The sequence below is a fragment of the Curtobacterium pusillum genome, from assembly GCF_013359865.1.
Classification (GTDB): Bacteria; Actinomycetota; Actinomycetes; order Actinomycetales; family Microbacteriaceae; genus Curtobacterium; species Curtobacterium pusillum.
Map to the genome: position 1 here is coordinate 30413 of NZ_JABMCE010000052.1, position 13164 is coordinate 43576.

15 protein-coding genes are annotated in these 13164 nt (G+C 72.9%); 7 read left to right on the forward strand and 8 right to left on the reverse strand.

The genetic code is table 11. The features are described 5' to 3' along the window. The first annotated feature begins 118 nt into the window (after positions 1 to 118). Positions 119 to 346: a hypothetical protein gene (locus tag HP507_RS18295; RefSeq protein ID WP_271207122.1), complete on the forward strand. Its 228-nt coding sequence runs from the start codon at positions 119 to 121 to the stop codon at positions 344 to 346. Between the two features lie 362 nt (positions 347 to 708). Here the strand turns inward: HP507_RS18295 and HP507_RS03375 are convergent, their stop codons facing one another. Further along, entirely contained in the window at positions 709 to 1392 is a 684-nt protein-coding gene (locus HP507_RS03375) for a hypothetical protein (RefSeq protein WP_175350441.1), read from the reverse strand. Positions 1393 to 1500: 108 nt separating this feature from the next. Between HP507_RS03375 and HP507_RS03380 the strand changes: the two genes are divergently transcribed. After that, positions 1501 to 1920: a VOC family protein gene (locus tag HP507_RS03380; protein ID WP_175350442.1), complete on the forward strand. Its 420-nt coding sequence runs from the start codon at positions 1501 to 1503 to the stop codon at positions 1918 to 1920. On the opposite strand, the gene HP507_RS03385 is transcribed toward HP507_RS03380, so the two are convergent. The 3 genes from HP507_RS03385 to HP507_RS03395 all read right to left on the reverse strand — a co-directional run bounded on the left by HP507_RS03385 (position 1901) and on the right by HP507_RS03395 (position 5046). Beyond that, positions 1901 to 2848, reverse strand: coding sequence for a methyltransferase family protein (locus HP507_RS03385; RefSeq protein WP_175350443.1), 948 nt, complete (start codon positions 2846 to 2848; stop codon positions 1901 to 1903). The two genes, HP507_RS03380 and HP507_RS03385, sit on opposite strands and share 20 nt — an antisense overlap. 69 nt (positions 2849 to 2917) lie before the next feature. Beyond that, positions 2918 to 3823 carry an SDR family oxidoreductase gene (locus HP507_RS03390; RefSeq protein ID WP_175350444.1) on the reverse strand — a complete coding sequence of 302 codons (906 nt, stop codon included), beginning with the start codon at positions 3821 to 3823 and terminating at the stop codon, positions 2918 to 2920. Next, entirely contained in the window at positions 3820 to 5046 is a 1227-nt protein-coding gene (locus HP507_RS03395) for an alcohol dehydrogenase catalytic domain-containing protein (protein ID WP_175350445.1), read from the reverse strand. Before HP507_RS03395 ends, HP507_RS03390 begins: the two co-directional genes overlap by 4 nt. Before the next feature lie 155 nt (positions 5047 to 5201). Between HP507_RS03395 and HP507_RS03400 the strand changes: the two genes are divergently transcribed. Beyond that, complete coding sequence (locus tag HP507_RS03400) at positions 5202 to 5420, forward strand: hypothetical protein (protein WP_175350446.1); 219 nt, start codon at positions 5202 to 5204, stop codon at positions 5418 to 5420. Between the two features lie 11 nt (positions 5421 to 5431). On the opposite strand, the gene HP507_RS03405 is transcribed toward HP507_RS03400, so the two are convergent. Beyond that, positions 5432 to 5692 (reverse strand): hypothetical protein, encoded by a 261-nt coding sequence (locus tag HP507_RS03405; protein WP_175350447.1) that lies wholly within the window; start codon positions 5690 to 5692, stop codon positions 5432 to 5434. Between the two features lie 98 nt (positions 5693 to 5790). Between HP507_RS03405 and HP507_RS03410 the strand changes: the two genes are divergently transcribed. Then, positions 5791 to 6750 (forward strand): SDR family NAD(P)-dependent oxidoreductase, encoded by a 960-nt coding sequence (locus HP507_RS03410; protein WP_175350448.1) that lies wholly within the window; start codon positions 5791 to 5793, stop codon positions 6748 to 6750. A gap of 58 nt (positions 6751 to 6808) precedes the next feature. Here HP507_RS03410 and HP507_RS03415 read toward each other — a convergent pair whose 3' ends face one another. Beyond that, positions 6809 to 8035 (reverse strand): cobalamin-independent methionine synthase II family protein, encoded by a 1227-nt coding sequence (locus HP507_RS03415; protein WP_175350449.1) that lies wholly within the window; start codon positions 8033 to 8035, stop codon positions 6809 to 6811. 93 nt (positions 8036 to 8128) lie between these two features. On the opposite strand from HP507_RS03415, the gene HP507_RS03420 reads away from it, so the two are divergent. After that, entirely contained in the window at positions 8129 to 9157 is a 1029-nt protein-coding gene (locus HP507_RS03420; RefSeq protein ID WP_175350450.1) for an SLAC1 family transporter, read from the forward strand. Positions 9158 to 9248: 91 nt separating this feature from the next. Then, the gene (locus HP507_RS03425; protein WP_175350451.1) at positions 9249 to 10058 is read left to right on the forward strand and encodes a DUF1684 domain-containing protein; all 810 of its coding nucleotides are present in this window, start codon (positions 9249 to 9251) and stop codon (positions 10056 to 10058) included. Between the two features lie 192 nt (positions 10059 to 10250). Here HP507_RS03425 and HP507_RS03430 read toward each other — a convergent pair whose 3' ends face one another. Together HP507_RS03430 and HP507_RS03435 are read right to left on the reverse strand one after the other, a co-directional pair. Further along, a complete protein-coding gene (locus tag HP507_RS03430) occupies positions 10251 to 10826 on the reverse strand; it encodes a histidine phosphatase family protein (RefSeq protein ID WP_175350452.1) in 576 nt (191 codons plus the stop codon). Continuing rightward, on the reverse strand, positions 10823 to 11539 hold the full coding sequence (locus HP507_RS03435) for an MgtC/SapB family protein (RefSeq protein WP_271207040.1): 717 nt from the start codon (positions 11537 to 11539) through the stop codon (positions 10823 to 10825). The genes HP507_RS03430 and HP507_RS03435 overlap by 4 nt, the downstream gene beginning before the upstream one ends. Positions 11540 to 11630: 91 nt before the next feature. On the opposite strand from HP507_RS03435, the gene HP507_RS18120 reads away from it, so the two are divergent. Further along, on the forward strand, positions 11631 to 13115 hold the full coding sequence (locus tag HP507_RS18120) for a reverse transcriptase family protein (protein ID WP_217508454.1): 1485 nt from the start codon (positions 11631 to 11633) through the stop codon (positions 13113 to 13115). Positions 13116 to 13164 lie beyond the last annotated feature (49 nt).

Genomic DNA, 13164 nt, shown 5'->3' on the forward strand with positions numbered 1-13164 from the left:
GGCGGCCGTGGACGGCGACCGTTGGGTGCTGGACGGGAACTACTCGACACTGCTGCCCGCGTGACTCGAACGGGCGACCGGGATCATCGTCCTCGAGATCTCCACGGCACGAACGCTGGTGCGGTACGTCCGGCGCATGCTCCGCCGCGGCGACCGGGCCGGAGGGCTCGGCGTCGACGAGCGGCTCTCGTGGCGATTCGTCCGGTACAACCTGCGGAACGGCGCGTCGAACCGCCGCCGGCGTCGCCACGTGTTCGACGAGGCCGTGCTCCCGAAGGTGCTGCTCGTCGGGGCACGTCGCATCCGGGACTTCGTCCGCGCCGAAGGCCTGCGCACCCGTCGCTGACGGGTCGGCGACGTGGCTGGCTCAAGCGCCGGGTCGTCGCGACCACGGCCCCCACGGCCGCGGTCGCGGACGACCGGATTCCCCGCACACCCCTACCATCGCCCCCTCCGTTCTGCGGCACATCCGCCGACAGGATGAAAAGGTGATGGCCGCGCCGCGAGCGAACGTGGGCTCGACGCGTATCGCGTCGGCCGGAGGCAGGGCTCCCTGGGCGAAGGGTGCGGCGATGGTGGTCCAGCCGGACTCGTCGTACCACAACCACACGCTTTCGCGAATGGTTGTGGTACGCGTCGATGGTACGAGCGGCACGACCGAGGAGTTCCGTCGCGGACGCTCCGAAGCCACATCGCGAGCACCGCCCCTCACCCCCGGCCGCGCAGCCGGGCGTCCGCCGCCGCGAGCCCCGCTCGCATCCGCTCCGCGTCCCCGTCCGCCCACCCGCCCGAGCTCGCCAGCGGCAGCTCCGTCATGTGTCGGCGGAGGTGCTCCGGGTAGTCGCGGACGATCCGGTACGGGTCGTCGCGCACAGCCCGGAACAGGGCGGGCCCGTCGGCGTAGAACAGGTCGGCGACGACGAGCCGGCCGTCCGCACCCCGCATGACGTTCGCCGGGTTGTCGTCGAGCGGCCCCCACCACGGCTGCTCATGGGCCCCGCGGGCGTGCACGTCGGCGATGTGCGCGGCGAGCGTCGCGACCTCCGGCTCCCGGCGGGTGATGGACCGCTGGAAGGCGATGCCCTCGTCCTCGGGCACCGGGGCGAGGTACTCCATCACGGTGAGGTCGGCACCGCCGTCGAGCACACGGCGGTCGACGAGCGCGGGCACCTGCCTGGTGTGAGCGGCCTCGCGGTAGAGCGCCGCCGAGTACGCGCCGGCGGGGTCGAACGGACTGATCCGCGCCGCCAGCGCGCCCGAGGGCGATCGGAGCGCGTACGCCCAGTCACCGGTTCCGCACGGCGTCCAGCCGAGCCGCTCGAGCACGCCCACGACCTCGGTCCACGGCATCCGGGCGGTGAGGTGCTCGTCGAACGCGTCATCGGGTCCCATCAGCCCATCCTGCACGGACGCGTCGTGCTCTTCCACGGAGCCCCGTGCTCTGAGACGATGGGCGCGACACGGACGACGACGCCCGTGCACCACCGCGAGGAGTCCATCATGACCGTCCGACTCAACCCGTACATCGGCCTCCGCGACCAGGCCCGTGACGCGCTCGGCTTCTACCACGACGTGTTCCGCGGCGAGCTCACCATCAGCACGTTCGGTGAGGCCGGCATGGCGCAGGACCCCGCGGACGCCGACAAGGTCATGCACGGGCAGCTCGAGGGCGAGAACGGCCTCCTGCTCATGGCCTCGGACGCCCCGACCGGCACGGAGGGTCCGGACGTCAGCAACATCTCGGTGTCGCTCAGCGGGGACGACGAGGAAGCCCTCACCCGCTACTGGAACGGTCTGTCCGAGGGTGCGAAGACGGTCATCGAGCCGCTCACGAAGGCACCGTGGGGCGACACCTTCGGCATGCTCACCGACCGCTTCGGTGTGACCTGGCTCGTCAACATCAGCGGCGCGGCGGGCTGATCGCGTCCGCCGGGGCGCTCGCCGGGATCGGCCACCGTGGCACCCAGCAGCGGACCTGCGCGGCGTAGCGGCGGAAGTCGTCGCCGAAGCGGTGCTCGAGGTCGTCCTCCTCGAGCGGACGCACGATGCAGTTCCACACGATCGAGCCGGCGAGCGCGTAGACGACGACCGTCCAGGACGTCAGCAGGAGGCCGACGGCGACGCCCTGCGCGATCCCGGCGAGGGCCATCGGGTTGCGCACCGAGCGGTACGGGCCGGCGACGACGAGCCGGTTCGGCATCGCCGACGGCAGGGGCGTGCCGGCGCCCTGGGTCGACATCGCGGCGGCGGAGAGGATGCCGAGCACGCTCGCGGCGACGAGGACGACCACTCCGGTGACGACGGACACGACGGTGACCGGCCCCGGGAGCGGCGGGTGCAGCTGCCAGCGGTGTTCGGCGAACGCGATCGCCAGCGGGAACACCCCGAGGAACAGTCCCCAGAACACGACGATCTGCAGGGTGGTGCCGAGCACGTGCCGTCGTCGTCCGGCGTCGGGGTCGGCCGTGCGGAAGCGGAGCGGCCCGGACGTCACCCACTCGGTCGGGATCCGCCCGAGCAGCACCAGGGCGAGCGCGAGCACGGACCCGACGGTCGCGCCGATCATGACGAGGACGCCGACGCCGGCCTCGGTCGTGACGGTCGCCCAGACCGCGAGAGCGGCCATCACGACGGCCGTCCAGACGGTGGCGACGACCGCGGCCGCGCGCACGCCGGCGGCGGCGAGCGCCGACGCGACGACGAAGAGGGGGACGTCGGCCAGCGCGACGAGGATGGGCTGGACGGATCCGAGGGTGGCCGTCCGGACCGCGGGGACGGTGAACACCGCGGCCCACCAGGCGGCCCCGGCGACGGCCTGGACCGCGAAGTACCACCGGCCCCAGGACATGGGTGCACGCTAGCAGCGCCGCGGCGCCACCACGGACCGGACCAGACGGGACCAGACCAAACCAGACCGTCAGGGCGTGACCATGCCACCGTTCACGTTGAGCGTCTCGCCCGCGACGTAGCTCGACTCGTGCGACGCCAGGAACACGTACGCCGGCGCGAGTTCCGCGGGTTGCGCCGCGCGGCCCATCGGGGACTCGCTCGACCCGAACTCCGGAAGGGACTCCGGGTCGACGCCGCCGCTGGGCTGCAGGACGGTCCACGTCGGTCCCGGCGCGACGACGTTCACGCGGATGCCGCGTTCGACGAGTGCCTGCGCGAGCCCCTTGGAGAGGTTGTTGACCGCGCCCTTCGACGCCGCGTAGTCGAGCCGGTCGGGTGCGGGCTGGTACGCCTCCATCGATGCCGTGGTGGTGATCGTCGAGCCCGGCTGCAGGTGGGGGAGTGCGGCCTTCACGAGCCGGAACAGCGCGAACACGTTGACGTCGAACGTCGCCTCGAACTGCTCGTCGCTGAGGTCGGTGACCTCGGGTTGCCAGCGCTGCTTCCCGGCGCCGCTGACGAGGGCGTCGATTCCTCCGAGCCCGTCGACGGCCTGCTCGACGAGTGTGTGGGCGTGGGCGCGGTCACGGAGGTCGCCGGGGATCGGCACGGCCGTCCGGCCGGCGGCGCGGATCTGCTCGATGACGTGGTCGGCGTCCGGCTGCTCCTCCGGCAGGTAAGCGAGTGCGATGTCGGCGCCCTCGCGCGCGAACGCGATCGCGACGGCCCCGCCGATGCCGGAGTCGGCACCGGTGATGAGCGCCTTCCGGCCGGCGAGCCGGCCGGTGCCCCGGTAGGTCGACTCGCCGAGATCGGGCACGGGCCGCATGTCGGACTGGAGGCCCGGCTCGGCCTGCGTCTGCGGCTCCGGCTCGACGTCGGGGTAGCGGGTGCGCGGGTCGCCGGGCTCGTACTGGTCGCGGGGCGCGTTCATCGGGTGCTCGGCTCCAGTTCGACCTTCACCCAGCCGGGTTCGCGACGGTCGAACGCCTCGTAGGCGTCGATCGCCGATCCGATGGGTTCGTGTTCCGTGATGAGCGCCGTCGGGTCGAACTGCCCGGCGGCGACCATGTCGATGAGGGGCGGGGTGACGGAGTGGTGGTCGCAGTTCCCCATCCGTATCGTCAGGTTCTTGAGCATGGCCGCGCCGATGGGGTACCGCTCGGCGGTCGGCCCGTACACGCCGATGATGCCGATGCGGCCGTACTTCGCGACGGCGGCGACCGCCCACTGCGACACCTGCGAGGGGCCGTCGCCGGGCTTCCACTGGTGGGCGTCGCCGAACCCGTCGGCCGAGGCGTCGGGGGCGACCGTGGCGACCTCATCGTCGAACGCCGCGGCCTGCTCGGCGTCGACCGCCGCGGGGCCGCGCTTCGGTCGCTCGGCGTCGACGCCCACGGCGTCGATGACGCAGTCCGCGCCGATGCCGTCCGTCAGGGACATGATCGCCTCGACCGGGTCCTCCGCGTTGTAGTCGACGACCTCGCAGTGCTGCGCGAGTGCGGCGGCGAGCCGGGTCTCGTCGCCGTCGACGACGATCACCCGGCCGGCGCCCTGCTTGTACGCGGAGGCCGCGGCGAACTGGCCGACGATGCCCGCGCCGAAGACGACCACGACGTCACCGCGGGTGACCCCGGCGAGCTCGGCGCCGAACCAGCCGGTCGGGAAGATGTCGGAGAGCAGGATCGCCTGCTCGTCGGAGACGTTGTCGGGCAGCGGGTGCATCGTGTTCCGCGCCCACGGCACTCGGGCGTACTCGGCCTGCAGCCCGTCGATCGGCCCGGTGGACGCGGGACCGCCGAAGAACGCCGTGCCGGCCTGCGGCCCGTTGGTGTTCGCGCGGTCGCACTGTGCGGTCTTGCCCATCCGGCAGTACCGGCAGGCGCCGCAGGACACCGTCGAGTTGATGAGGACCCGGTCGCCGGGGCTGAACCCGCGCACGGCATCACCGATCTCGGTGACGACCCCCACGGCTTCGTGCCCGAGGATCGTGCCCTCCTCCATCGGGGCCATCGTGCCGCGGACGAAGTGCAGGTCCGTCCCGCAGATCGCGCTCCGCGTGATCCGCACGATGGCGTCCTCCGGGTCCTGGATCGCCGGTTCCGGTACGTCGTCGAGCCGGATGTCACCGATCCCGTGCCACACCACTGCGCGCATGTGCTCCTCGTTCCGTCGCTGTCGGTTCGGCGACCACGCAACGCCGGTTCGACTGGGTCGTCGCCCAGATGCGAGCAGCCCCGAGGAGCCGGAGCGGAAGTCCGAACACATCGAGGAGCTCCGGAACCACCGACCGCATCCGGCACAATGGAGGCGTGAACGAGACGGGCATGCCGCGCTTCCGACGGATCTGGTCGACGGTGCAGGTCGGCGTGCTGGCCGTGGCCGTCGTGTTCTGCATCGTGATGCTCGCGATCGGACAGGGCAAGCTCGACCGGGTCTACGCCGTCGCCGCGGTGTTCTTCGGTCTCGCGCTCATCGGGCACAGCACCTACCTGTGGCTCGTCGCGCGGACCGGCCGCGGCCGCCCCTGACCTCCGGCGCGTCAGCCGAACCGGACGGCGAGCGGCACGAGCAGTCCCGCGACCCAGACGAGCACCAGGAGGAGCGCGCCGATCGCGATGAACCGGCGGCGCCGACGGAGCCTCGGACTGCGCTCCTCGCCCCACATCTGCGCGCGGACGAGCACACGGTTCGCCTGCTCGACGACCTTCCGGACCTCGGGGTCGTCGAGTTCGAGCACGCCGTCGCGGGCGTGCTGGGCGATGACGGTCGCTTCGTCGACGGTCAGGTCGTCCTTGCGCATGCGCCCATGCTGCCACGGGCGGTGCACGGCGCGACAGGGGCGCCCGGGGTACGGCGGTCTGAGCGGGGGCCGAGCCGTCGTCGGGTAGCACCGACTCCATGGCACATCGGTTCCGCGGGAAGATCGTCGTCGTCACGGGAGCATCGAGCGGCATCGGGAGGGCCGCTGCGCACGAGTTCGCCCGGCGCGGCGCGACGCTCGTCCTGGCCGCCAGGAGCCACGACGGCCTCGAGGCAGCCGCCGCCGAGTGTCGAGAGCTCGGCGCCGAGGCGATCGCGATCCCGACGGACGTCGCCGACGAGCACGCCGTCCGGGACCTCGTCGCCACCACCACGACCCGGTTCGGCCGGATCGACGTCTTCGTCGGCAACGCCGGGCTGTTCGCCTACGGCCTGTTCGAGCAGACCCCGACGAAGGCCTTCAAGCGCATCGTCGACACGAACCTCTACGGACACCTGCACGCCATCACCGCCCTGCTCCCGCACTGGAAGCAGCGAGGGGAGGGCACCTACGTGCTCGTCGGGAGCATCCAGTCGCTGCTCTCGGCGCCGTACCAGTCCGCGTACGTGACGAGCAAGCACGCGGCGCTCGGTCTGATCGACGTCCTCGGCGACGAGTTCGCGGGCACCGGCATCCGGTTCACCGCCCTGCTGCCCTCGACGATCGACACGCCGATCTACCGGAACGGTGCCAACTACACCGGCAAGAACTCGCACCCGCTCCCGCCGACGGTGTCGGTCCAGCGCGCGGGCCGCGCGGTCGTGCGGGCGGCCGTGCACCCGAAGCGCTACCGGTTCGTCGGCCGCGTCCAGGCGTCGCTCGTGCCGCTGCAGTACGTGTTCCCCGGCCTGTTCCACGCGATCACGAAGCCGATGGTCCAGACGTTCGCGCTGCGGGGCAAGGGTGCTCCGACCGACGGGAACCTCTACGCTCCGGCCGACGCCGGCTACGCGACGGACGGCGGCTGGGTCGCGACGCGACGGCGCGTCACGCGCCCCCTCCTCGTGATCGGGGCGGTCACCGCCGTCGCCGGGGTCGCCCTGCGCGCACGCCGCTGACGGACTGGAGGCACGGGGCGGGCCCGACCCGCGCCTCCAGTCCGTCCGTCGGAGACTCCTAGAACAGCTTCGCGCTCGCGCGGCGAGCGCCCTCGCCGAGGGACTCGAGCTTCGCGGCCGCGATGTGCGGGTGGATGCGCCCGCCGAGGCCGCAGTCGGTGCCGGCGATCACGCGCTCACGGCCGACGACCGAGGCGAACCGCTCGATGCGCTGCGCGACGAGGTCGGGGTGCTCGACGACGTTCGTGGCGTGGCCGACGACGCCCGGGACGATGACCTTGCCGTCGGGCAGCGCGACGTCCTGCCAGACCGTCCACTCGTGCTCGTGGCGGGCGTTCGCGGCCTCGAACGAGTACGCGCCGGCGTCGATGTCGAGCATGAGGTCGACGATGTGACGCAGCTCGATGTCGGTCGTGTGCGGACCGTGCCAGGAGCCCCAGCAGAGGTGGAAGCGCACGCGGCTCGTGTCGAGGCCCTTCAGCGCGTGGTTGAGCGCCTCGACGCGGATCCGGGTGAAGGCGCGGTAGTCCTCGACGCTCGGCTCGGGGTTGATCTGGTCCCAGTTCTCGGCGATCGACGGGTCGTCGATCTGCAGCACGAGACCCGCGTCGAGGATGGTCCGGTACTCCTCGCGGAGCGCGTCCGCCCACGCCCAGATGTGCTCCTCGTCGGTCGCGTAGTACTCGTTCGCGATGCGGGCGGCGGAGCCGGGGGAGAGCGCCGTGATGAAGCCGTTCTCGGCACCGGAGGCCTCGACCGCGTGCTTCAGGTTCGCGGCATCGGTCGCGGCGGCCTCCTGCCCGGTGTAGACGATCGGACCGGTCGTGGTCGGGAAGGCCGTGGCGTTCTTGCCCGTGCCGATGCCCGACTCCGGGTCGGTGTAGGCGTCGCGGAAGATCGTCCAGTCCCGGCGGTCCGGGAAGCTCGTCAGCTTGACGTCGCCCGGGGTCGAGCGGACCGGCTCCTGCGTGAAGATGTTCTCCTCGGTCAGGCTGAGGCCGCTGACGCGCTGGAACGAGTAGCCCCACCAGGCGCCGTAGTCGACCGCGTTCGACATGGCCTTGCCGAACTCGCCGTCGCCCGGCTGCGTGATGCCGAGCGCGACCTGGCGTGCGACGACGTCGTCGACGGCCTTGCTCGTGAGTGCCCGGACCTCGTCGGTGGTCTCGAGCGTGAAACCGTCCGCGGCCACCGGGCGGGCGGCGTTCGCGGCGATGAGCTCGGGGGTGCGGGGGAGCGAACCGGCCGTCGTGGCCTGGACGTGGTCGGTGTTCTCGAAGGACATGGTGCCCAATCTGTCACCTGCGGACGCGGGACCCGGTGCCGGTTACGTCGCACGACGCGCTGCCCCCGCCCCGACCGGGAGAATGGAGAGGCCATGCCACGACCCACTTCACGCATCCCGCTCAACACCCTCGCCGTGCCGTTCGGGCTCGCCGGGTTCGCCGAGACCTGGTCGTACGCGGCCCCCGCGCTGCACCTGCCGGCCTTCCTCCCGCAGGTCTTCTGGGCGATCGCGGCGATCGCCTGGGTGTGGCTGCTGGGCGCGCACACCGTCCGGGGTGTCCGCGTGCGGGCGCGGGAACGGCTCGTCGACCAGCTCCGGCACCCCGCGCAGGGGCCGCTCGCCGCGCTGGTGCCGGCGACGGCCATGCTGCTCGGGGTCGACCTGGCCCGCTCCTGGCCGGTCGGTGGCGAGGTGCTGGTGCTGCTGGCGGTGGCGGTGGCCGCCGGTTTCGCCGCCTGGCTCCTCACCACGTGGTTCGAGGGCCGACTCGTGCTCGAGTCCGTGCACGGCGGCTACCTGCTGCCCACGGTCGCCGCGGCACTGGTCGGTTCGGTCGCGACGCACGAGGTCGGCGCGACCTGGCTCTCGTGGGCGTGCTTCGGCGTCGGGGTGTTCTTCTGGGGCGTGATGACCGGCCTGCTGCTCATCCGGCTGTGCTTCCGGCCGACCCTGCCGGGGCCGCTGGTGCCGACGATGGCGATCCTCGTCGCTCCGCCGGCGGTCGCCACGGTGTCGCTGTTCGCGCTCACCGACGGCGCGGTCACCCTGCCCGTGCAGGCGATCGCGGGCCTCGGAGCGCTGCTGTTCCTCGTGCAGGTCGCGCTGCTGCCGCGGTACGTCCGGCTGTCGTTCTCGCTCGGGTTCTGGTCGTTCACGTTCCCGGCGGCCGCGGTCGCGACGGCGGCGATCGAGTGGCTGCGGGTCCTCGACGTGCCGTCGGCGTGGATCCCGACAGCGGCCGTCCTCGCGCTGCTCTCGGCGCTCGTCGGGGTCGTCGGGGCGAGGTCGATCGGGCTCGCGGCGCACCATCTGCTCCGGCAGGCGGAGGACGTCCTGCACGCTGCGGACGACGAGGACGCGGAGCCCGGCCCGGTCACCGGGGCGACGCGCGTGGTCTGACCGGCGCTCCGGCGCGTGCCTGCGAGCGCCGCGTGACGCCCCGAGACGGCTCGCGTCGCGACTCCGCCGCCGGACGACGTACCGTCGTCCCATGAGCACGACGACGTCCACCGCGCCCGACTTCCAGGCCGGATGGGCGGCCTGGCACGACGCCCACGAGCGTGCCCGGGCCGACGAGCACGGCTTCCTCGCCATCACGAGCATCCGTTGGTTGACCGCGACATCGGAGCGGTTCGACGACGCGCCCGGAGCGTGGTCGACGTCGGAAGACGGACCCGTGGTGGTGCTCGACGGCGCCGAGGCGGTCGAGGTCGACGGCGTGCGGGTCACCGCGACCCACCGGTTCGGTCCGCTGCCCGAGCGCTCGAGCACCGCGGTCGTGTGGCGGGACGGTGACGAGACCGTCGTGGTCGAGGTCGCCCGACGTGGTGGCAGCGACGTCATCCGGCCGCGGCGCCCCTCGAGCCCGACCCGGGTTTCCTACGCGGGGACGCCGTCGTACGCCCCCGACCCGGCGTTCGTGGTCGAGGCGCACTTCGAGCCGTTCGAGACGCCGCGCGAGGTCACGGTCGGCTCGGTGGTCGACGGCTTGCAGCACGTGTACGAGGCGCCGGGCGTGCTGACGTTCGACCTCGACGGGCCGCGGTCGCTCCTCGCGTTCAACGGGCACGGCGACGGGCTGCACGTGCTGTTCACCGACCGGACGAGCGGGGTGACGACCTCCGCGGCCAACCGGAGTCTGGACGTCCCGGCGCCGGACGCCTCCGGGGTGACGACGATCGACTTCAACCGGGCGACGAACCTGCCGTGCGCGTACACCGCGCACGCGACGTGCCCGTTGCCGCCGGCGGAGAACCGGCTCGACGTCGCGGTCGAGGCGGGGGAGCAGCTGCCGGCCTGACGCGGGCGCGGGCGCGGGCGGCGCATGCCTGCGCATCCGTCGACACCACACGTGACGATCGACGGGTGCTGTGTCGACGCATGCGCCCGCATCGGATGCGTGGGCATCGTGGGACGAAACACGAGTCGATCGACGCGTGCTGTGTCGGACGGTGCCCACGCACCGAGCTCCGGCGGACGACATCGCCCGGGGTCAACGCGCCGGGACCCGCCTCCAGTCGCTCGTCGCACGCCAGGTGCGCGGATCGAACGCGAACACGCTGCCCATCCCGGGCTGGTCGAGCGCGCGGGAGATCGGCACGCCGCGCAGGTCCGCGAGCAGGAGCGCCCCGACGGCGCCGTGCGACACGATCGTCACGTCGCCGGCATCGTCGTCCGCCGTGAGCCGCCGGACCGCCTCGACGATCCGTGCCTGGGCGTCCACGGCCCGCTCCCATCCGCGCACGGACTCCTCCGGCGCGGAGAAGAACGCGTCGACGACGCCCTCGAACTCCTCGAACGGCAGGTAGCCGGTGGCGCTCCGGTCGATCTCCCCGAGTGCCCCATGCGTCGTCGGGACGATGCCCGTCGCCGTGCCCAGGACCGCAGCGGTCTCGACGGCCTTCCGCTCCTCGCTCGACACGATCCGCCGGACTTCCGGGTGCCGGGCGACGTCGACCGCTCGGGCGGCGCGGGACCGGCCGGCGTCGGAGAGACCCCACGACTCGATCGGACGGGCGGGCTCCACGACGACCTCGGCGTGGGTCAGGAAGAACGAGACCACGGTCACTCCAGTTCGTCCGCCGCCGAGGGGTCGACGATCCGCACGCCCTCGACCTCGCCGATCCGGGCGAGGAGTGCGGCGCCCTCGGCCCGCCCGGCGATGTCGATCCGCACCGCGGTCGCGTCCGTGCGGTCGGTGTCCTGCCGGACGAGCCGGGCGACCCGCCAGCCCCCGGCGGTGACGAGCGCGAGCACGTCGGGGAGCACGCCACGTCCGGCGTCGTACACCACGTCGAGCGTCATCGTCTGCTCGGCGGAGGCCGACAGTGCGCGCACGATCGCCGTGTACCCGAACACGACGACGAAGTGCAGCGCGGTCACGACGAGCGCGAGGAGCCAGAGTCCGGCGCCCGCGGCCATGCCGATCGCCGCCGTCTCCCAGACCGCGGCGGCGGTGGTCAGGCCGCGGACCGCGCCGCGCCGGGTGAGGATGAGCCCCGCGCCGAGGAACCCGACCCCGGAGACGATCTGCGCCGCGACACGGGAGGGGTCGAGCACCACGTGGTCGGGCACGAGGACGTCGCCGAAACCGTACTTGCTGACGAGGAGCATCAGCGCGGAGGCGGTGCCGACGATCGCCTGCGTGCGGATGCCCGCGCTCTTCGACCGGAGCTGCCGTTCCAAGCCGATGAGGGACGCGAGCGCGAACGCGAGCAGGACCTCGCCGATCTGCACCCACCCCTGCCCGGCGAGCGGTTGGGTGAGTTGTTCGATCGTCACGCGGAACGACGTTACGCCGTGACGGACGGGAGGCGCGATGCCGGCCGTCCCGCGCCTCCCGTCCGTCGGCGGATCGCCGTATGGTGATCGCGTGGAGTTCCCGGGGGAGGCGGCCGGCGCGCGTGACGCGCCGACCTCCCCGGGGTCACCCCGGGGCACGCGGTACCAGCAGGACGACACGCCCCGAGCGGGCAGGCGCGCTCCGCGCGCGACGCCGCACGGAAGCACCGACAGGTCCTCCGGGAACCCCACGCCTCTCGACGTCGTCGCCGTTGCCCTCGCCGACTCCTTCCTGACCGCCGAGCAGTGGGCGCACGACGAGCTGACCGCCGCGGGCTACGCCGTCGTCGGGGTCGAGCATGCGTACGTCGGGCTGGCCGTCGCCGCCGCGCTCGAGGCGCATCCGCGCCCGCCCGTCGACGCACCGCGACAGCTCGCGGCGGTGCTCACCTCGTCTCCGCGCTTGGCCGAGCTGCACCGGTCGAGGGAACCGCGACGTCCGGTGCGGGTCCTCGCGCGTCGGGCGACGGCCGTGCGCTCCCGCCCGGAGACCGTGAGCCGGCTGCTTGTCGACACGCTGCCCGAGCTCGCTCGGGAGCTCGACCTCACCGTCGGCAGGCTGCTGTGGCTCGCGGACACCCGAGGCTGGAACCGCCGGCCGGGTCCGTCGAGCCCACTGCATCACCACCGGCACGAGTGGGTCCGGCGCCCCGGACGCACCCCGCGCCTGCTCGAGAAGCCGATGGACGTGCTGCGGCGCACGCAGCGGACGATCCTCGACGAACTCCTCACCGCGCTGCCGGTGCACGACGCGGCCCACGGGTTCGTCGCCGGCCGGAGCGTCGTCACCGGAGCCGCCGCCCACACCGGGCAGCAGGTCGTCGTTTCGGCCGACCTGACGTCGTTCTTCGCGAGCGTGTCCGCTCCGACGGTCTACGGCGTCTTCCGGTCGGCGGGGTTCGCGGAGCCGCTCGCGCACGTGCTCACCGGGATCTGCACGCACCGAGTCCCGCCGCACGTGCTCACCGCGATGCCCGACGGGGGGACGCCCGAGGAGCGTACTGCCCTCCGTCAGATGCTCGCGGCAGCGCACCTGCCCCAGGGCGCGCCGACCTCACCGGCTCTCGCGAACACGGCGCTCCGACACCTCGACGCCCGCCTTGCCGGCTGGGCCGCTGCCGTCGACGCGGTGTACACGCGGTACGCCGACGACCTCACCTTCAGCGGTGGCCACCGGCTCGCCCGGCGAACGGACGCGTTCCTGCGCGGCGTCGACCGGATCGTCACGGAGCAGGGGCACCGGCTGAACCCCCGGAAGACCCGGGTGCGGCGCCGCGGGGTCCGACAGACGGTCACTGGCGTGGTCGTCAACGAGCGGACGTCGCCCGGTCGGCGCGAGGTCGACCGGCTGCACGCGCTGCTGCACAACGCCGCCGAGCACGGACCTGCGTCGCAGAACCGCGCCGGTCACCCGGACTTCCGGGCGCACCTGCTCGGCCGGATCGGATGGGTCGAGCAGGTGCACCCCGGGCGGGCCCGACGCCTGCGCGAGGAGTTCACCCGGATCGTCTGGTGAGCGAGGTGGGTCCGCTCACAACACGAGCCTCCGGGAGGTCCTGCGCGGG

Excerpts from the sequence above, each read along its gene's own strand:
- HP507_RS03375 (WP_175350441.1), bottom strand. The coding sequence starts at position 1,392 with ATGGGACCCGATGACGCGTTCGACGAGCACCTCACCGCCCGGATGCCG.
- HP507_RS03380 (WP_175350442.1), top strand. The coding sequence starts at position 1,501 with ATGACCGTCCGACTCAACCCGTACATCGGCCTCCGCGACCAGGCCCGT.
- HP507_RS03385 (WP_175350443.1), bottom strand. The coding sequence starts at position 2,848 with ATGTCCTGGGGCCGGTGGTACTTCGCGGTCCAGGCCGTCGCCGGGGCC.
- HP507_RS03390 (WP_175350444.1), bottom strand. The coding sequence starts at position 3,823 with ATGAACGCGCCCCGCGACCAGTACGAGCCCGGCGACCCGCGCACCCGC.
- HP507_RS03395 (WP_175350445.1), bottom strand. The coding sequence starts at position 5,046 with ATGCGCGCAGTGGTGTGGCACGGGATCGGTGACATCCGGCTCGACGAC.
- HP507_RS03405 (WP_175350447.1), bottom strand. The coding sequence starts at position 5,692 with ATGCGCAAGGACGACCTGACCGTCGACGAAGCGACCGTCATCGCCCAG.
- HP507_RS03410 (WP_175350448.1), top strand. The coding sequence starts at position 5,791 with ATGGCACATCGGTTCCGCGGGAAGATCGTCGTCGTCACGGGAGCATCG.
- HP507_RS03415 (WP_175350449.1), bottom strand. The coding sequence starts at position 8,035 with ATGTCCTTCGAGAACACCGACCACGTCCAGGCCACGACGGCCGGTTCG.
- HP507_RS03420 (WP_175350450.1), top strand. The coding sequence starts at position 8,129 with ATGCCACGACCCACTTCACGCATCCCGCTCAACACCCTCGCCGTGCCG.
- HP507_RS03425 (WP_175350451.1), top strand. The coding sequence starts at position 9,249 with ATGAGCACGACGACGTCCACCGCGCCCGACTTCCAGGCCGGATGGGCG.